General features: G+C 61.2%; 20 protein-coding genes. 9 read left to right on the top strand and 11 right to left on the bottom strand.

The genetic code is table 11. The features are described 5' to 3' along the window. Window positions 1–24 precede the first annotated feature (24 nt). A complete protein-coding gene (locus tag AB5Y54_RS20305) occupies window positions 25–1518 on the bottom strand; it encodes a histidine-type phosphatase (RefSeq protein ID WP_368154255.1) in 1494 nt (497 codons plus the stop codon). A gap of 382 nt (window positions 1519–1900) precedes the next feature. Here AB5Y54_RS20305 and AB5Y54_RS20300 point away from each other — a divergent pair, with 382 nt between their 5' ends. After that, on the top strand, window positions 1901–2233 hold the full coding sequence (locus tag AB5Y54_RS20300) for a hypothetical protein (protein ID WP_041211768.1): 333 nt from the start codon (window positions 1901–1903) through the stop codon (window positions 2231–2233). 114 nt (window positions 2234–2347) lie between these two features. Here the strand turns inward: AB5Y54_RS20300 and AB5Y54_RS20295 are convergent, their stop codons facing one another. The 3 genes from AB5Y54_RS20295 to AB5Y54_RS20285 form a co-directional block, all read right to left on the bottom strand. Then, entirely contained in the window at window positions 2348–2947 is a 600-nt protein-coding gene (locus AB5Y54_RS20295; protein WP_029314835.1) for a Yip1 family protein, read from the bottom strand. Window positions 2948–3184: 237 nt separating this feature from the next. Beyond that, the gene (locus tag AB5Y54_RS20290) at window positions 3185–4528 is read right to left on the bottom strand and encodes a potassium channel family protein (protein ID WP_041211769.1); all 1344 of its coding nucleotides are present in this window, start codon (window positions 4526–4528) and stop codon (window positions 3185–3187) included. A gap of 225 nt (window positions 4529–4753) precedes the next feature. Further along, window positions 4754–5335 carry a YjaG family protein gene (locus AB5Y54_RS20285; protein WP_042864483.1) on the bottom strand — a complete coding sequence of 194 codons (582 nt, stop codon included), beginning with the start codon at window positions 5333–5335 and terminating at the stop codon, window positions 4754–4756. Window positions 5336–5496: 161 nt separating this feature from the next. On the opposite strand from AB5Y54_RS20285, the gene AB5Y54_RS20280 reads away from it, so the two are divergent. Next, entirely contained in the window at window positions 5497–6441 is a 945-nt protein-coding gene (locus AB5Y54_RS20280; RefSeq protein ID WP_045523137.1) for a D-2-hydroxyacid dehydrogenase, read from the top strand. A gap of 63 nt (window positions 6442–6504) precedes the next feature. On the opposite strand, the gene mepM is transcribed toward AB5Y54_RS20280, so the two are convergent. Beyond that, window positions 6505–7842: a murein DD-endopeptidase MepM gene (gene mepM, locus AB5Y54_RS20275; RefSeq protein WP_041212320.1), complete on the bottom strand. Its 1338-nt coding sequence runs from the start codon at window positions 7840–7842 to the stop codon at window positions 6505–6507. A 270-nt stretch (window positions 7843–8112) separates the two neighbouring features. On the opposite strand from mepM, the gene AB5Y54_RS20270 reads away from it, so the two are divergent. Both AB5Y54_RS20270 and AB5Y54_RS20265 read left to right on the top strand, forming a co-directional pair. After that, window positions 8113–9414, top strand: coding sequence for a LapD/MoxY N-terminal periplasmic domain-containing protein (locus AB5Y54_RS20270; RefSeq protein ID WP_128296806.1), 1302 nt, complete (start codon window positions 8113–8115; stop codon window positions 9412–9414). Continuing rightward, entirely contained in the window at window positions 9411–10352 is a 942-nt protein-coding gene (locus tag AB5Y54_RS20265; protein ID WP_368154254.1) for a TAXI family TRAP transporter solute-binding subunit, read from the top strand. Before AB5Y54_RS20270 ends, AB5Y54_RS20265 begins: the two co-directional genes overlap by 4 nt. On the opposite strand, the gene AB5Y54_RS20260 is transcribed toward AB5Y54_RS20265, so the two are convergent. Beyond that, window positions 10347–11021 carry a transglutaminase-like cysteine peptidase gene (locus tag AB5Y54_RS20260; protein ID WP_109111743.1) on the bottom strand — a complete coding sequence of 225 codons (675 nt, stop codon included), beginning with the start codon at window positions 11019–11021 and terminating at the stop codon, window positions 10347–10349. The two genes, AB5Y54_RS20265 and AB5Y54_RS20260, sit on opposite strands and share 6 nt — an antisense overlap. 76 nt (window positions 11022–11097) lie before the next feature. Beyond that, window positions 11098–12036, bottom strand: a complete 939-nt coding sequence (gene znuA / locus AB5Y54_RS20255) for a zinc ABC transporter substrate-binding protein ZnuA (protein ID WP_368154253.1) — start codon at window positions 12034–12036, stop codon at window positions 11098–11100. A gap of 94 nt (window positions 12037–12130) precedes the next feature. Between znuA and znuC the strand changes: the two genes are divergently transcribed. Beyond that, window positions 12131–12895, top strand: coding sequence for a zinc ABC transporter ATP-binding protein ZnuC (gene znuC, locus AB5Y54_RS20250; protein WP_368154252.1), 765 nt, complete (start codon window positions 12131–12133; stop codon window positions 12893–12895). 9 nt (window positions 12896–12904) lie between these two features. After that, window positions 12905–13684, top strand: a complete 780-nt coding sequence (gene znuB, locus AB5Y54_RS20245) for a zinc ABC transporter permease subunit ZnuB (RefSeq protein ID WP_041214396.1) — start codon at window positions 12905–12907, stop codon at window positions 13682–13684. Between the two features lie 104 nt (window positions 13685–13788). Here znuB and AB5Y54_RS20240 read toward each other — a convergent pair whose 3' ends face one another. Beyond that, window positions 13789–14706: a LysR substrate-binding domain-containing protein gene (locus tag AB5Y54_RS20240; RefSeq protein ID WP_042014956.1), complete on the bottom strand. Its 918-nt coding sequence runs from the start codon at window positions 14704–14706 to the stop codon at window positions 13789–13791. A gap of 91 nt (window positions 14707–14797) precedes the next feature. Between AB5Y54_RS20240 and AB5Y54_RS20235 the strand changes: the two genes are divergently transcribed. Next, window positions 14798–15652, top strand: coding sequence for a DMT family transporter (locus tag AB5Y54_RS20235; RefSeq protein ID WP_368154251.1), 855 nt, complete (start codon window positions 14798–14800; stop codon window positions 15650–15652). Window positions 15653–15662: 10 nt separating this feature from the next. Here AB5Y54_RS20235 and AB5Y54_RS20230 read toward each other — a convergent pair whose 3' ends face one another. Next, a complete protein-coding gene (locus tag AB5Y54_RS20230; RefSeq protein WP_368154250.1) occupies window positions 15663–16244 on the bottom strand; it encodes a uracil-DNA glycosylase family protein in 582 nt (193 codons plus the stop codon). Between the two features lie 101 nt (window positions 16245–16345). Between AB5Y54_RS20230 and rarD the strand changes: the two genes are divergently transcribed. Both rarD and AB5Y54_RS20220 read left to right on the top strand, forming a co-directional pair. Beyond that, the gene (gene rarD / locus AB5Y54_RS20225; RefSeq protein ID WP_368154249.1) at window positions 16346–17239 is read left to right on the top strand and encodes an EamA family transporter RarD; all 894 of its coding nucleotides are present in this window, start codon (window positions 16346–16348) and stop codon (window positions 17237–17239) included. After that, window positions 17236–17565 carry a GIY-YIG nuclease family protein gene (locus AB5Y54_RS20220; protein ID WP_368154248.1) on the top strand — a complete coding sequence of 110 codons (330 nt, stop codon included), beginning with the start codon at window positions 17236–17238 and terminating at the stop codon, window positions 17563–17565. The genes rarD and AB5Y54_RS20220 overlap by 4 nt, the downstream gene beginning before the upstream one ends. Before the next feature lie 50 nt (window positions 17566–17615). Here the strand turns inward: AB5Y54_RS20220 and pspG are convergent, their stop codons facing one another. Together pspG and AB5Y54_RS20210 are read right to left on the bottom strand one after the other, a co-directional pair. Beyond that, on the bottom strand, window positions 17616–17834 hold the full coding sequence (gene pspG, locus AB5Y54_RS20215; protein WP_010672797.1) for an envelope stress response protein PspG: 219 nt from the start codon (window positions 17832–17834) through the stop codon (window positions 17616–17618). A 47-nt stretch (window positions 17835–17881) separates the two neighbouring features. Then, complete coding sequence (locus tag AB5Y54_RS20210; protein WP_010672796.1) at window positions 17882–18088, bottom strand: PspC domain-containing protein; 207 nt, start codon at window positions 18086–18088, stop codon at window positions 17882–17884.

Raw genomic sequence — 18088 nt, 5'->3', positions numbered from 1 at the left:
GGCCCCAGGGATGGCACGAGAGCGTCAGGACGAGTAGTCGTAACAGCGTTTGAGCTCGCCGAAGTCATAGAAGAAGCTGCCCACCGCAATGGGGGCGCAACCTGCCTTGAAGGCGAGCTCCTTCTCGTTGTAAAGCATCTTCACCAGCACCCGGCCGGCCTCGTTGCGGTAGACATCCCACTGGATGTTAGCCGCATAGGGAGAGACCCAGCCGCCACGCCATTCGTTGTTTTCCTGGCTCATCAGCACGCCAGGCTGGGCGCTCTGACGACTCCCTGCCAGCTCCATCAGTGCCGCCAGCGGGATCAGGGTCTCCGCATGGGCGAAGCGCAGCTTGGCGACATGCTCGCCCGCCTCTTCCACCACCTGGGTCTGTACCTCGTTGAAGAGGCCGTCAAGCAGGGGCTGGGCCACGGCGTAGGTGGCGCTCTGGCTGGCAAGACTCGGTCCCTTCTCGTAGAAGTCCTCGGCATCGGAAAGGTAGGAGAACCAGGCAGACTCCTCTGGCGTGATGAACTGCTCGAGATCCCAGGACCCGCCTTGTGCCTGCGCCTCCCGGATCATCCCCGGGCCGATGATGAAGAGGTTGTAGAGCATGAGGGCGGCGTCCACCTCGTCGCGCACATGGGTCTTGCCGCCGTCTTCCGGATTCACCGCCACATAATCCACCCCGGCGGCCAGCTCGTCGACGAAGGCTTTACTGTAGAGACGCTCGAGCATCTCGCGGGCCATCACCCGGGTCCTGGGCAGGGCCTTGAGCGCATCGAGGACCTCGGTCAGCTCGGGAGCAGGAGCCACCCCGTTGTCTTCGTCCCCGACAAAGGCCTGATAGGCCTGGAAGGTGGGCAGATACCGGGTGTACTCCCCCTGTGGCTCGGTCTTGTGGAAGTAGAGCTCGAACTTGTTGCGCAGCCCCTTGTCGATCTCGGAAGGGTTCTCCTGGCTGACGTAACAGTCGGGGCGGTCCGTCACTAGAGAGACCCGTTTGGCCAGGCTCTGCATGAAGAAGTAGGCGCTTTCGTTGGCGCGATCCTTGCCCGATGTCTCGACCTTGAGGCAGAGGGGAGTCGATTCAGTGGTCAGCAGGGTGGGCAGCCGTTCGGCGAGCCGGGTCGCCAGGTTGGCGTGCTCCTCCTTGCCGAGCGCACTCAGCAGGCCATAGCCGAGGGTCTGGTTGGCGGCCGTGACGGCGTCCACCTTGGCGCCGAGCCGTTGGCCCAGCTCGGTCAAGGCCCCCTGCCTCGCGGCCTCCTCCCACACCAGCTTGGTCAGCACGTCGTATTTGGGGCTGGACAGCGAGCAGGAGCCGTGGCGTGCCACCAGTTCGGTGAAGACGGGACTAAAGCCTTCAGGGGCAACCTCATAGCTGTTCATTGCCTGACGGGCGGCATAGACCGCCTTGGTGCTGTATTGATAGTCGCCGACGGCAGGCGAGGAAGAGTCATTGCCCGAATGGCAGCCGCTCAGCAGGGTGGCCGCCACGCAGGCGGCAAGGGAAGAAACGCGAAACATAGTCATCCTTGAACCAGTGTGAAAATGAAGCCGCACAGTACGCACCGGATGTGACAATCTGGTGTCAGGTCTGGGACATGCACCTCTCTCCGGAAGGGTGACTCCCCTCCAACCCGTCTATGTCCCCCCACAAAACATCATTCATATTTTTTGAACGTGTAGGCCAGTTTATCTCGCTAACAATGACCGGGTGAGGCGCTTAATATTCACACATCGCTTAGGCAGGAGCGCCAAGCCGCAAAACAACTGGTCGTTCATGGCAGTCCCCCATACATATGGGCGACAAACCTCCGTGACAAAACAACACACCATTTGAATGACCTCTTGCATGGATGCATTGATGCAGGCCTGTCAGGCCTTGCCAATGACATAAAAACCAAGAGAGTGAATGAACATGAAAAACGTGATCAAGATGCTGGCCGTTGCAGGCCTGATGAGTGCCGGTGTTGCCCAGGCTTCCGTCCCCGCCGACTTCAACGCCACCCCGGGTGTGCTGTTCGTGAACTGGCATGCCAGCGCCGCCATGGCCGGCAAAGCCAACCCCATGCTGGAGGTGCGCGATGAATCCGGTGATCTGGTGGCATCGGTCCACGCCAACCTGATGGGCACCCAGCAGGTACAGATCCCGAACCGCGCCCAGGGCAACCTGACCGTCAGCCTCGGCGATCAGAGCAGCGATTACCGCATCCCGTTCGGCATCGGCAGCGGCAATCCCCGCTGATCAACGCAGACGACGTCCCTCCCGGGTCTGGCAAAGACACGCCGACCAGGCGAGAGATCAACGACAAGGGCGCCATCAAGGCGCCCTTGTCGTCGTTGCCGTCGGCATACACGGCTACTGGGTGAAGACGGGACCGAAACCGGATCCCCACAGGATGGCCGTGGCAGCCAGCACGCAGACCAGCAACACCAGGCCGACCGTCACCACTGAACTGGCGTAGATGAATCCCTGCTCCTTGGTGATGTGCATCAGGATGGGCACGCCGATATAGAGCAGGTAGACGGAATAGGTCAGCCCGACCAGACCGATGAGCATCACGAACCAGAGATGCGGGAAGAAAGCGGAGAAGCCCACCATGAAGAGTGGCGTGGAGGTGTAGGCCGCCAGCTCCAGCGAGGTCGTGTAGCTGGGATCCGAGCCGAAGGTATGCCCCATCCAGTGCACCAGATAGGAGAGTGCCAGCACGCCGATGATAAGGGTCACGTACATGGCGACCGACAGCTTGAATGCGCTGTTGGCGGTCAGGGTGATGGGATCGCCGACCCCGATGCTCCAGCCGATGTGAACGGCGGAATAATAGGCGCAGATGGGAGGGATAAGGGCCACGAGCAGGATGTGGGTCAGACTGTTTCTGAAGCTGTCGTGCCGCTCGTCTATGGTATGCCATTCGGTGTGGGGATGGGCATACAATCCCCATAAGTGATTCAATATCATAGCGTTATTCCTTCTCTACATCGGTGGTTGGCGGATCGATACCGGGCTTTCTCCTCTGATTGCGTCATGTCCGGGCGCTGGCGGTGCCATCGCTTGCCATGGCATGCGATGACTTTAAATAAAGTCGCTCCACCGCCGCTGCGTCAAGCGAGGTCGCCGGGCCAGCCGGGAGGGATGGGAAGACAGCAGGAGGGCACCGGAGGCGGGCACTGATGGCACCCGCCGCTGGCACTCCCGTCAATACTGCTTGGTTTTCGAGGCAAAACCCGCGAGGAAGAGACCGGTCAGGAACATGCCGCAGAAGGCCTCGATGGCCGACAGCAGTTGCAGCGGCGAGGAAGTCTGGGAGATGTCCCCATAACCCAGGGTCACGAAGGTGACGATGCTGAAATAGAGGGAGCGCCCCAGATGGCCGTGGGTTGCAGACTCCGGCGCCAGGAAATAGGTCAGGGTCGCCAGCAGGATCACCCCCATCGACATCAGCAGGCTTCTGATGGGACGCTCCCCAAACCCCCAGGTGATGAAGCTGATGAACTTGCCAGCGCACTTGAGATAGCACAGCAGGGAGAGCCAGCACTTCGTCATCGGACCGCTGCGCAACCAGCGCTCCCGGAACAGCTCCCGCGGGCTCGCCAGGGACTTCATCTCGTGCAGCTTCTCCTTGTAGTAACACTCGCCGGCATCGACTGTGTCACCCACGCTGGAGAAGAGACGCTTGGCATTGCGATAGAGTTTGCTCGCCTCGTTGTGGTCGATCCGCCCATTGTCGTTGTAGACCACCTCCACCTTGTCCAGGTTGGTGTGCTCCATGGTGGCATCGAAGTTCTTGGCGCTGACGCTGAAGTTTTTCAGCACCGCCCGGGAGGAGTGGAAGCGGATCTCCTCGCACTCTATGGTGAAGTCCTGAAAGACCCCGTCCTCCAGCGCCAGCTCCCGCTTCTTGGCCCAGGCCCTGTGGTCCCACAGCAGGGAGTCGAACAGATCGAGCCCGATCACCCCGCCATTGACCCTGACCCCCTTGGCCGAGCAGTGCCACAGATAAACCTTGGAGTTGTTGACGGCCCCATCGAGAGAGAGCTCGTCGAGACAGGTAAAATCGAGCAACCGGCCGGAGATGATGGGGCTTTTGAGGGCAACACCGCCGATGTTGAGCAGACGATGCTTGCCCAGCACCTGGGCCTCCCCCTTGTTGTTCTCCGAGACCGAGAGCAGGCTTTGCACCCGTTTCACCTCGTCATTGCCATGTTTTCCCGCCAGCCACATGCTGTAAGGCTCGAAACGGGTCTCCGAGCGGATGAGGCCGCTCTTGCGCAGGGATTCCAGTGCACTCGAGGCGCTCTCATACAGGCGGACCTTGTCGTCGCTCATGTAGACACAAAGGCTCAGCACGCAGCGGGAGCTGATGAAGCGGGCGATGCCGATCTGGAAGATCACGCTTTTTTCTATCTTCTGCTCCGCCATCCAGTCGTCGAAATCGGGCAGCGACGCCACCAGCAGCGCCCAGATACGGGGATAATCGTTCTCACGCCGCCACTCGTTGAATTGCTCGGGGGAAAGCTGCCAAAGCTCTGTTGCATTCATAGATGACCTCAGTAATGGAGATGTTCTCGTCGGTGATTCTCTGTCAAGTGCAACCAATAGAAGCGAGCTTACAACAGCAACGAATGGCCCCTAAGAATCAGGAGAAAAAAAGTTAACCATTTGAAAAAAATGCATAAATGCTTTCTCACACACCAAAAAATGAACGCTCAGAGATAAAAAAAACTCCCGACCGGGAGCTTTTTTTATGGGTAGAACGCGATGGCATTACGCCTCCAGGCTGATGCCGATGTTGGAGACGCCGTCCTGGGCCGCGAAGGCGCGGATGGCAAGGATGCGATCGCTGTCCCGTTCATGGGCCACCCGTTTGAGCAGTTCGACCTGGAACTCCAGCTCGGCCTCCATGTACTCGTGCTCATAGAGCTCCTCATCGCTGAGATCCCGCTCTTCCAGCATCTCTATGAAGCCGGCGACCGTGCCGACAGACGCATGGCTGGCGTCGTTGGCCTCTTCCCCCACCCGGCAGATCACCGAGTTGTAGGCACAACCCAGCGCCACGCAGGCGTCCAGTGCCGGATAGGCGCCGTAGGATTCAAACTTGCGGGGATCGGGAATGTAGACTTCAAACGCTTCCAGAATGGCACCAAGATTGACGCGGGATCCCTTGACCGTCAGGTAGTTCCACATCTGATCCAGCGCGTGACGGAATGCCCTCGCATCCCCGAAACCGGAAGCCTGGGTAAAGAGCACATAGTTGGGGTACATGCGCTCTGCCAGCGCCAGGGTATAGACGGTTTGCTGCCAGGGCTGCAGCTCGGCCAGTCGCTTATAAAACTTGTCACCAAACACTGGAGTCGGATCCTTTGCAAAATGTGGGGCAGATTGTAGCCCACGAGGGCCCCGTCTAAAAATGAAAAAGCTCCCTGCTCGACTATCTTGCCCGATCAACTGGGGTAAGATGGAGACAGCATCCCTCTCGCCTTGCCATAAACACGATAAGGAACAAGAGTATGAGCCAACGTACCCTGCTGCTGTTGAGTCAGGACAACAGCCACTATGAACGCCTGCTCAAGGCGGCCCATCTTCCCCATCTGCACATTCTTCGGGCCGACAATCAGGCCGAGGCCGAACAGCTTATCGGTGACGCTCATATCCTGATGGCCGAGCCTGCCCGGGCCAAGCCGCTGCTGGCCAAGGCCGGCAAGCTCAGCTGGCTCCAGTCGACTTATGCCGGGGTCGATGTGCTGCTGGACGCCAGTTGCCGCCGCGACTACCTGCTCACCAATGTCCGCGGCATCTTCGGCCCCTTGATGAGCGAGTATGTGTTCGGCCATCTGCTCAGCCTGACCCGCCAGTTGCCACTCTATCGCGAGCAGCAGCAACAGGGCGTCTGGCAGAGCCATCCCTATCAGGGCTTGAAGGGAAAGACGCTGCTGCTGCTCGGCACCGGCAGCATAGGGCAGCATATAGCCCACACCGGCAAACATTTTGGCATGAGGGTGCTCGGCATCAGCCACAGTGGCCGTGAACGTGCCGGGTTCGATCAGGTGTACCAGTTGCCGGCACTCAACAAAATGCTGGCCCAGGCCGATGTCATCGTCAGCGTGCTGCCCGCCACCCGCGAGACACGCCATCTCTTCACCGCCGAACGCTTCGGCCACTGCAAACCGGGCGCCATCTTCTTCAACGTCGGCAGGGGCAATGCCGTCCATGAGGGGGAGCTGCTGGCGGCACTGCAAGCCGGCAAGCCCGCCATGGCGGTGCTCGATGTGTTCGAGCAGGAACCCCTGCCCGCTGACAGCCCGCTCTGGCACCAGCCCAATCTCATCGTGACGCCCCACAACAGCGCCTACAGCTTCCCGGAAGATGTGGCCCAGATCTTCATCCGCAACTACATCCGCTTCATCGATGGTCAGCAGCTGGACGGCAGGATCGACTTTGACAAGGGTTATTGAAGCCGTTCTGCAATGAAAAGGCCCCGCCAGTTGGCGGGGCCTTTTTCGTCAGGAGGGAGCCGTTCAGCCCGCCTCCATCTCTTTGCGGTAGCTCTTCACCTTGGCGAGGAACTGACGCTTGTCCTTGCCGGAGAGCGGCTCCGCCATCGGCAGCTTGATCTTCATGGGATCCACCGGGCGGTTGTTGATGCGCACCTCGTAGTGCAGGTGAGCACCGGTGGAGCGGCCCGTGTTGCCGGAGAGGGCAATCTTGTCACCCATCTTCACCTTCTGGCCCGGCTTGACCAGCAGCTTGCTCAGGTGCAGATAACGGGTCATCAGGGTACGGCCGTGCTTGATCACGACATAGGTGCCTGCCAGCGGGTGGCTGGTTGCCTTGAGGACCACACCATCACCGGTCGCCATGATGGGCGTGCCTACCGGCAAGGCAAAGTCGGTCCCCTCATGGGGCCGGACCTGCCCGGTAATGGGATGACGGCGATTCGGGTTGAAACTGGAGCTGACCCGGTAACGGCTGTGAGTCGGATAACGGCGGAAACCGCGCTCCAGGCTGTTTGCCTGACCGTCATAATAGTTGCCATCTTCCGACAACCAGGCTGACACGGCCTTGCCCTGGCTGAACACCTCGACCCCCAGCAACTGGGTATTGCCCGTACTCTTGCCGTCGACCGTCTCCTGACGGACCAGCACCTTGAACTTGTCACCTTTTTTCAAATCCTTGGCGAAGTTGAGGCGCCACTGGAACAGGTTGGCAATCTTCTGGATGTGGTTGGCCGGGATACCGGCATTGCGGGCGCTGACGTAGAAGCTGCCGTTGATGACACCGTCATAGCTCTTCTGCTGCCACTCTACCTCTTCATTGAGCATGTTGGCGCTATAGGTGTCGTCGGTACGCTCCAGCACCAGGGTCTGCTTGATGTTCAGGCGGATCTTCAACTGCTGCAGAATGTTGTCCTGATCGATCAGCAACTCGATGGTCTGACCGGGTTTGAGACGCGCCAGGTTGTTCTTGGCATCCGCATCCAACACCTTGTAGAGGGTGGTGGTGGACAGCCCCAAGTTGTTGAAGATGGTGGTCAGGTTCTCGCCGTTGCGAACCCGGTAATCTTGCCATTGAGGCGTGGCATCGGCCGGGATGTCGTCTTCGGGAGCGGCTGACTCGACCAGCTCGTGATCCGGAATGTCGTTGAAGTCGGTGTTGTCTTCGTTGGTTGCGGTGCCCGTGGTGGCGATCGGCAACTCCAGACGCAATGGCCGCTCCAGGATGTCACCGGGAGCTGGCAATACGGCTACCGCTGACAGCGTCATGGCCGTGAGCAATAGCATGGCATAGAAATGCTTGCGGGGAACCGGGGGTTCCCAATTGGCAGCCTGAGCTACCAAGGGACGGAGACGTTTCATCCGCTATCCTGTTATTAGATCTAAGGGTGGTGGTTGTGGGTCTGTTTTTATGAGTTTTTATTATGAAAACCGAATATCTGGCTTTTAGACCTAAAAACTTACAAAAAGTTCATAGCTCCATGCACGAAACTCACATTTTATGCATAACCTTCCAGCATGGGCAGAAATGATCGTCATTTTCAGCCATTTTTTTCTATTTTTAAGAACCAAGTCCGGTTGTGGTGCTCTCCGGCCCAGAAAATGTTGCAAAAACATCTCCATGGAGTGGGTATGTCATTGGCAAAATTGTTAAATGTAATCATCCTAATCCTCTTCACCATCGGCGCCGCGCTGCTGCTCGTGCTGGAGATCACGACGGTACGACAGTCTATTCTCGACCAGATGTCGGCCAACCTTGAAACCGCCATCACCGCACTGGGGCTGGTGCTGCAGGGCACTCTGCTCAACGATGACAAGGTCCTTGCCGAGACCATAGTGAACGCCATGTTCGACGGAGGCTTCGTCAACTCCGTCGTTCTGCTGGATCCGGATGGCCAGGTGCTGTTCCAGAAGGTGTTCCACACCGCACAGCAAAATGTTCCAGGCTGGCTCCCCTCAGTTATCGACATGCCACCGGTCAAGATTGAGCAGGAGTTGACCGACGGCTGGCGCATTCTCGGTACCCTCACGCTCGAGGGACACAAGGGTTACGCCTACCAGCATCTGTGGAACGCCATCAGTCGTACCGGACTTGCGCTGCTCGCCGGCCTGCTGGTGTTCAGCCTGGTGATCACCTGGGTGTGCCGCCGCCTGCTGCGCCCCCTCGAACAGATCAGTCTGCAACTGGCCCGGATCCGCAAACGCCAGTTCAGCGGCAACCTGCCAACCCCGTGGCTTCGCGAATTGCAGGAAGTCGTTGTCTCCATCAACCAGCTGGTCTCTGAACGCAAGCGGGACCTGCTGCAACAGCGGCTCAAGATCACCCAGCTTGGCAAGCACGACGCTCTCCCGACCCACCAGAAGCTCGTTGGGCTGGTCGACACCGATGGCAACACCTATCAGCAGCATTTCTTCTCCACTCAGGGGAGTATCAGGCTCTACAGCCGCCTGCTACCCAAGCACCCCCCCACCACGGACAGTTCGCCGGATGAAATTCGGGGGCTGCTCAACAACTGGCTGACCCAGAAGGCGGAAGGGCTCCAGCTGCCTCTCAGCCTGCTCGGCCACCCAGACTGGGCGCAGTTTGCCCCCGTGCTGACCAGCGCTCGTGGCAAGACGCTGGACTGGCGCTGGGATCTGGCGATCTTCCCCCCCCTGGCCGAGGAACGACTGACCGCACTCCAGTCCCAGGGGATTGAGCTGGCATTCAGCAACATCCCGATGAACAACGACAATCTGGCCAGGCTCGACCCCATCAGACCCGTCTTCATCAGTTGCCAGCTCACCCAGTCCCCCCTTTATTGGAACCTGCTCTCCCAATGCCTCCATGCTTCCGGCTACACCTTGCTGGCGGAAGCCGGCGACGTAAGCGATGTGGACATGCTGCGCAGTTGGGGCATCGATGGTTATGCCACTCAGGAGAATGCATCATGAGGATCCCGCTGCTGCTGCTCGCCCTGCTGTGGCAACCGACCCTGCACGCGACCACCATGACCATAGGCACAGGGGGAGAGCAAGGCATCTATTACCAGGTCATCAAGGAGTTCTGCAGACTGGCCAAAAAAAGTGACCCCACGATGCCCTGCAAACTACAGGCCAGCTCCGGGTCCATCGAAAATCTCCGCCAGCTGAAAACGGGAGAGGTACCCTATGCGCTCGTCCAGTCCGACTGGCTCTATCAGGCCAGCCAGGGCACCGGGCCTTTCGCTGCCCAGCCACAACCCGAGCTGAGGGCGCTCTTTGCCACCCACGCCGAACCTTTCACCATAGTGGTGCGAGCCGATGGGGATATCACCACCCTGGAGCAGCTCAAGCTGGCCCCCATCGACATGGGCCTGAAGAGTTCAGGGACTCGTCAAACGGCATTGGCCCTGTTCAATGTTCTGGGCGCAAAGGAGCAGGATCTCGATTTGAAGAGCGTCGCCAATCTCTCCGAAGCGTTGTGCAATAAACAGATCGATGCCTATGGCCTTGTCATTGGTCATCCCAACCGCATCGTGCTGGACACCGCCAAGCGCTGCGCCGTGCGCTTCCTGGCGATCGAGGGGCCCGTAAGGGACCAGCTGCTCAAAGGGGTCAGGTATTACCAGCGCAGCCAGGTGCCGGCACGCATCTACCCGGGCAACCTCAAGGCAACCCCCACCTTCGCCATCGCCGCCACCCTGGTGACCAATGCCGCCACTCCCGATGACGAGGTCTATCGGCTGACCCGGGCCATGCTGAGCCAGCAAACCAGTTTCAACGAACAGACCTATGGCTATGCGAACCTGTTTCACAAGGCGCGCAACAAAATAGGCCCGGTGCTGAGTGTCGAACAGCATCCGGGCGCGGGAAAATATTTCGAGGAGTTGAAGGCGGCGGGCAAGTTATAGCTGGCGACGGGGGGAGCGCAGATGCTCGCTGGAGAACCGGCTCTGCATCGAGGTCCACTGGGCCAGGCGATCGGCACTCCCCGCCAGGGTTCCCTCGCGGCGGGATTTCATGATCCAGATGCTTTTGGCATCGAAACTGTAAACCGGCTGCAGATCATTGCGCTTGCTCCCCGGCAGGATGCGGCCATTGATGTTGTCCAGCACCAGGGGATCTGACTTGATGGTCGGGAAGTACAACGTCACCATGTGGAACTGGTTGTAACGAATTGCCTTCACATAGGCTAGCCGCAGCTTCTTCTCGTCGACCCCCAGCTCCATCAGGGTGTAGTACTTGGCGATGCTGTAGTCCTCGCAATCCCCCCCTCTCGCCCCGATGAACTCCAGCGGATTGGCCCAATAATCATCATCCCCCCACAGTCTGGGATCCTCGCTGTAGGTCAGGTTGTTGAAGTAGTTGTTCACCAGCTCCAGCTTCTGCTGGTCCGTCGTTCCGGCCCTTGGCGTCAGCAGACGAGAGAAGGCCTCGGACCGCTGGATCGCTCTGGCGCCATAGACCGCCTGCATTTTTGCCCTGAGTTCCGGGCTGGCGATGTGTTCGGAAAGACCGGATGCCTGTACGCCGGATCCCAGCAGGGTCAGCGTGCAGGCAGAGACGAGCAACCATTTCATGACTGACACTCCATATCAGATGCTGGAGGTCAGTATAGTTGGCCGCACCGCCTCTATCGTCAATGTCGGGCAAGGCCTAGCGGCACTGGGCGAAGGCGTCCGCCAACTGCTGCATGAATTGCGGATAACCGTCCGGACCGAGCGGCACCTGCTCGCCGACTTCGTCCAGCAGCAGCACCTTGGCCCCGGTATTGCGGGCAACCGACTCGATCACCGCCGGGGAGAACTGCGGCTCGGCGTAGATGCAGCTCGCCTTTTTCTCTTCCAGCGCCTTGCGGATGTCAATCAGCGTCTTGGCTCCCGGGCGACGCTCCGGGCTCACGGTGAAGTGTCCCTTGGAGCTCATGCCGTAGTGACGCTCCCAGTATCCATAGGCTTCGTGGAACACGAAGTAGCCCTTCTGATCCACCGCCTCCATCTGCACGGCGATCACCTTGTCCAGGGCGTCAACCTTGCCCTCGAAGGCCGCGAGATTGGCGGCATAGCGCGCCTGGTTGGCAGGATCCAGCTTGCCCAGTTCGGTTGCAATCGCCTTGGCAATCACCTTGGCCTGGGTTGGACCCAGCCAGATGTGGGGATCCACCCCTTCGTGGTGGTGCCCTTCATGGCCCTCGTCGTGCGAGCCGTGGTCATGGGCGGCATGGTCATGATCCTTGTCATCATGGTGATGATCGTCATGCTCCCCCTGGGTCGCATAGTTGTACAGCGACATGCCGGGAACCTGGGTCAGGGTCAATACATGAGGATGCCGGGCAAGGGGTTTGGCCATGAAGCCTTCCAGCTCCGGACCGACCCACACCACCAGATCGGCCTCCTTGATATTGCGCATGTCGGAAGGGCGCAGGGAAAAATCGTGGGGCGACGCGCCAGTGGGCAGCAGCACCCCGGGCTCGCTCACGCCATCGGTGATCGCCGCCGCGATGAAGCCCAGGGGTTTGATGGTGGTCAGCACCTCGAGGGCACGGACAGGCAGACTCACCGCCATCAGGGCAGTGATCAAAGCAAGAATTCGCATAGAGGTCTCGTCAGGGAGTATGTGTGTGATAATATAACAAACCAACGTCGCTGTTATATTATAACTCTCACAGGCTGTAAACCCCGGAGCTGTCATGACCCAACTGGTGGAGCTGAAAGAGGTCTGTCTCTCATTTGACGGACGACTCGTGCTCGACAAGGTCTCCTTTACCCTGAACAAAGGCAAAATCACCACCCTGGTCGGCCCCAACGGGGCGGGCAAGAGCACCCTGAGCAAGCTGGTGCTGGGCTTGCTCCGCCCAGATTCGGGGGACATCGTCCGCCGCCGCGATCTGCGGGTCGGCTATGTACCCCAGCGCCTCTATCTGGACCCCACCCTCCCCCTGACGGTGCGCCGCTTCCTGCAGCTTGGCAAGAACAGCCGCCTCTCCATCGAGGAGGCGCTCAATCGGGTCGGTGCCCAGGATCTGCTGGACAACCGGATGCAGAAACTCTCCGGTGGCGAGATGCAGCGGGTGCTGCTGGCCCGCGCCCTGCTGGTCAAACCCGAGCTGCTGGTGCTGGACGAGCCGGTGCAAGGGGTGGACATCAACGGCCAGATCGAGCTCTACGCCCTCATCAGCCAGCTGGCCGCCGAGTTCAACTGCGCCGTGCTGATGGTCTCCCACGACCTGCACCTGGTGATGGCCAGCACCCACGAGGTGATCTGCCTCAATCGCCACGTCTGCTGCCACGGCGAGCCACAGAGCGTGGCCCGCCACCCGGAATTTGCCCGCCTGTTCGGGCGACCGGAGCGGGAGGTGCTGGCGGTCTATACCCACCATCACCACTGCGATGGCGAACACCATCATCATGAACCGCAGGCTCCCGTCATCCGCCTGCCCTCTCGCAACAACTAGGATCTTCACGTGGACAGCTTTCTGTTATACGCCCTCGCGGCCGGACTCGGCATCGCCCTGCTGGCCGGGCCGCTGGGCAGCTTCGTGGTGTGGCGCAAGATGGCCTATTTTGGCGACACCCTCTCCCATGCCTGCCTCTTCGGCATTGCCCTCGGCATCCTGCTGCAGGTGGACCTCACCCTGGCGGTCGTGGTCTGCTGCCTCGCCATGGCGATGCTGCTGGTCATCATGAGCCGCAACCAGCAGGTGGCCACCGATACCCTGCTCGGCATTCTGGCCCACAGCGCCCTGTCGCTGGGTCTGGTCACCCTGAGCTTCATGGACAATGTGCGGGTGGATCTGATGGCCTACCTGTTTGGCGACCTGCTCTCGGTGCAGCCCATGGACCTGATCTGGATCTACGGCGGCGGCGCCCTGGTGCTGCTCACCCTGTGGCGGCTCTGGGATCCCCTGCTCTCCATGACCATCTCGGAAGAGCTGGCCCGGGTGGAAGGGGTGCGGGTGGATGTGCTGCGCTGCGTGCTGATGCTGCTGATAGGCCTGGTCATCGCCGTGGCCATGAAGTTCGTCGGGGCGCTCATCATCACCTCCTTGCTGATCATTCCCGCCGCCACCGCCCGCCGCTTCAGCCAGACCCCGGAGCAGATGGCCGGCTTTGCCGCCCTGACAGGCTGTCTCGCCGTGCTGGGGGGCCTTGCCCTCTCCTGGTATCAGGACACCCCGGCCGGTCCCTCGGTCGTAGTCTGCGCCACCACCCTCTTTGTACTGAGCCAGTTCAAGCGCACCTGACCCGCTCCTGATGGCCCTGATCTCGCCAGAGCCATCAGGCCTCCCGAATCAGACACCTTCGTCGTGGGCTGCGCCGTCCATTCTGCATAGGGCGCCCAGCCCGTTCAGACGCGCCTGAGAGGCTCGTTTTCCCCGGGTCTCAGGCTCGCCTGCGACTCCTGCCACAGCCACTGACGCAACCGGCTGATGGCGGGTTCATGGGCGCGCGAGCGCTTGAAGACGAAATAGAAGTTGTCGCCGGTCTCGAGGGCGTGCAGGGGCAGCCGCACCAGACGCGGATCCTCCGGCTGCAACATGTAGTCATTGATGAGCGCCATTCCCTGGTCCCAGTTCGCCGCCTCCAGCGCGAGCAGGATATGGCTGAAATGGTGCACCCTCGCCTCGGGGGGAATGGTCAGCCCCCCCATTTCGGCCCAGCGCCGCCAATCTTCCCCCTTCTCGCGGTAGATAGCCTGGATGGAGAGCAGCGGCAACTGCCACAAGGTGGCGGGCCACTCCCCTTCCACCTGCTGCCACATCCGGCGACTGCATACCGGCATCAGCCGCTCCCGATAGAGCAGATCGTGCATGTAGCCCGGCCCTTCGGGGGAGACGGTGATGAAACCGTCCGCCACCCTGTCGGAGAGCTCGGGATCTTCCGCCACCATCTCCAGGCTGAGATCCAGCTCGGGATAGAGCTGACGCAGCCCGGCCAAGCGAGGGATCAGCCACTTCACCGCAAAGGAGCTGTAGACCGCGAGCCGCACACGCATCTCGCCTCCCCCGCGCAACTGCTCGCTGCTCTGGGCAATCTGGACCAGCCCGGCGGCGATCCCCTCGAAATAGATCTCCCCCTGGGGCGTCAGGGAGAGCAGCCGCCCCTGGCGCAGCAGCAGCCGCTCCCCCAGAAAATCCTCCAGCAGACGGATCTGGTGACTGACCGCACTCTGGCTGACATTGAGCTCCAGGGCGGCGCGGGAAAAACTCAGCAGGCGGGCAACCACCTCGAAATATTGAACGGCGCGCAGGGGGGGTAGCTTCATTATCCAAATTTCTCATGCGTGATGATTTTTTATCATTTTACTGGATAACAGACCGCGGGCTACCCTCCCCTCATCTGAATCTGGAGGTGGTATGAATGCAGTCGGGATAGGCATCCTCTATCTGGTGCTCGGCAACATGGTGGCGGTCTTCTCCGATGCCCTGGTCAAGGTGCTGGAGCCGGACCAGCCCATTTTCCAGTTTGTCTTTTTCCGCCAGCTCTCCGCGGCCCTGCTGCTCGCCCCCTGGCTGCTCTGGTCCTGGCGGCGCAACCCGCCGGTAGCCCTCAAGTGGCATCTGCTGCGGGCCCACATCTGGGCCGTCGGCGTCTGCCTGATGGTGGTCGCCCTCACCCGGCTGCCGCTCGCCACCGCCAACGCCCTCTTCTATGCCGCCCCGCTGCTGATGGTGCCGCTCGCGGTCTGGCTGGCGGGGGAGGCACTCTCGCGCCAGAAGGTGCTGACGGCGCTGCTCGGCTTCGTCGGGGTGCTCATCGTGCTGCGCCCGACCGAGGTAAACTGGGCCGCCCTGGCGGCGCTCGGGGTGGCGCTCTCCCTGGCGGTCAACAACCTGCTGATCAAGCGCATCCCGCTCCAGCAGCCCATCGCCCAGACCCTGTTTTTCACCAATGTGCTGAGCATGCCCTTCATCCTGGCGCTGGCCTGGTGGGAAGGGGGCGAGTGGCAATGGCAGATGTGGTGGCCCGCCTTCGGCTCCTCGGCGCTCATCATGGTCTATGCAGGATTGTGCGTGATGGCCTATCGCAAGGCGGAGGCGAGCAAGATCGCCTCGGCGGAGTACACGGGATTGCTGATGGCGGTCGCCATCGGGGTGTGGCTGTTTGACGAGCAGCCCGGCCTGCCGCTGCTGCTCGGGTGCCTGTGCATCATACTGCCGCTCATTGCCATGGCCCGCAAACCCAAGCCCCAGGCCGAACCGGCACTCTAGGAGAAGAGGTTTATCCCAGCAGTGGGGCGACCCTCTGTTGCAGGTGGGGCACCACCTCCTGCTCGAACCAGGGGTTCTTCTTGAGCCAGAGGGTGTTGCGGGGCGAGGGGTGTGGCAGCGGCAACCAGGCCGGGCCATAGTCGGCCCAGCCTCTGACCGTCTCGGTGAGCGACCCCCTGGCCGCCTTGCCCAGATAATAGGCTTGTGCGTACTGGCCGATAAGCAGGGTCAGCTCGACCCGGGGCAGCAGCATCAGCACCTTGTCGTGCCAGGTGGGCGCGCACTCGGGCCTGGGAGGCAGATCCCCCGACTTGCCCCGGCCGGGGTAGCAGAGCCCCATGGGCATGATGGCGATGCGGGATTCATCGTAAAAGGTGGCCTTGTCCACCCCGAGCCACTGGCGCAAGCGATCCCCCGAAGGGTCGTCCCAGGGGATCCCGCTGGCATGGACCCGGGTGCCGGGAGCCTGGCCGATGATCAGCAGACGGGCGTGCTCGCTACCGCGGATCACCGGCCGCGGTCCCAGAGGCAGGTGGGCCTCGCACAGACGGCAGGCCCGGATCTGTTCAAACAGCGTGTCGAGTCGGTTCATGGCCGGATAGTAGCAGAGTTTTCTTCCCGCTCCCGCTTGTGAAAGTGTCAGCGGATACTTATTATGCAGCCGCCATTGTTTAGTTTAATAAACGGAGAGAGATGAAGAACTGGATGGGCACCGGCAGCGCGGCCCTCTCATTCGTGCTGTGGGGCATGCTGCCCCTCTATTACCAGTTCATGCCCGAGATCAACATGTGGGAACTGCTCTCCCACCGGGTACTCTGGTCCGTGGTGCTGCTGGCCGGCCTGTTCCTGCTGCTCGGGCACCGGGTGCCCTGGGCGGCCCTGCGCGGCGAACCCCGCCAGCTCGGCCTCGTTCTGCTGGCCGGCCCCGTGATGTCCATCAGCTGGTGCATGTTCACCTGGTGCCTGACCACGGGCCAGGTGCTGGCCACCAGCCTCGCCTTCTTCATGACGCCCCTGTTCAACATCGCCTTTGCCGTCCTCTTCCTGCAAGAGAGGCTCACCCCGCAGAAGCATCTGGCGGTGGCCCTGGCACTGGCGGGGCTCGCCTACATGCTGTTCTCCTACGGCCAGCTGCCCTGGTTCTCCCTCATCATGGGGGCCAACTTCGCCCTCTACGGCCTCATCAAGAAGCAGGTGAGGCTGGACGCCGGCAGCAGCCTCTATCTCGAATCCCTGGTGCAGCTGCCCGTCGCCCTGATCATCATCGGCTGGCTCTCCCTGAGCGGCGCCAGCCAGTTTATGGCCGGTGACTGGACCGAGCGACTGCTGCTGATGGGCAGCGCCCCCGCCACCCTGCTGCCGGTCGGCCTGTTCTGCTACGCCGTGACGCGCACCCCCATGAGCACGGTGGGGCTGCTGCAATACATAGAGCCGAGCCTCGCCTTCCTGCTCGCCATCCTCTGGTTTGGCGAGATCCCGGATCCGGTGAAGTCGGTGGGCTTTGCCTTCGTCTGGGCCGGCCTGCTGGTCAGCCTGCTCCCCCTGCACCGACTCCGGCGCCAGCGGGCCAGCTGGCGAGCGTCATGACCGCCGCCCCGTCATCCCGCTGGTTTGTCTATCTGGTGCGCACCGGTGCTGGGGCGCTCTATGCGGGGATCAGCACGGATCCCGAGCGGCGCCTGCGCCAGCACCAGAGCGGCAAGGGGGCCAGAGCCCTGCGCGGCAAGGGGCCCCTCTCCCTGGTATGGCAGCAGGAGGTCCCCGGCAAACGCGAGGCGCTGCGCCTCGAGTACCGCCTCAAGCAGCAGAGCAAGGCGTTCAAGGAGCGCCTGGTACACGATCCGGCGTTGTGGCACGGCTGGAGCCTTTCCTGGCTTGCCACCCCGCACACCGACACAGTGTCGCCCCCATAAAAAGGGCCACTGCAAGCAGTGGCCAAGGAAGGATGCGAAATCAGGGAGGCTTAACGGTAGGTGTTCGACTGCTTGCGCCTGTTGCTGAGTAGCCAGCACACCACCAGCACCACCAGCAACCAGGGCGCCAGCTTGATGATGAGGGCAAACATGCCGGCCAGGGCGCCAAACAGCACGAAGACCCCGCTCACCAGCAGCATGGCCAGCACGGTGAATCCGGTCAGCGCCATGCCGATCAGCACCAGGATCAAGACGATAAATTCCAGCATGTTGTGCTCCTCACGGGCTTGCACTTGCCGACGGGGCGATCCGGAGATCACCCCAGCCAGCGTTGAAGTTCACGGCGGGGAGGCATGACGAGCACCCCCACCAGATAGAGCGCCAGGGCCAGCGGCGGCATCAGGATCAGGGCGAGCAGGGCCACCACCCGCACCGTCACTCTGGACACCCCCAGCCCTCTGGCAAGACCGGCGCAGACCCCGGTCAGCTTGCGATGGGCGAGATCCTTGGGCCAGGGTGTCAT

This window comes from Aeromonas sp. s9, from assembly GCF_040907765.1.
Taxonomy (GTDB): Bacteria; Pseudomonadota; Gammaproteobacteria; order Enterobacterales; family Aeromonadaceae; genus Aeromonas; species Aeromonas caviae.
The sequence above is the reverse complement of the archived record's forward strand: the minus strand, read 5'-3'. Positions and strand labels throughout refer to the sequence as shown.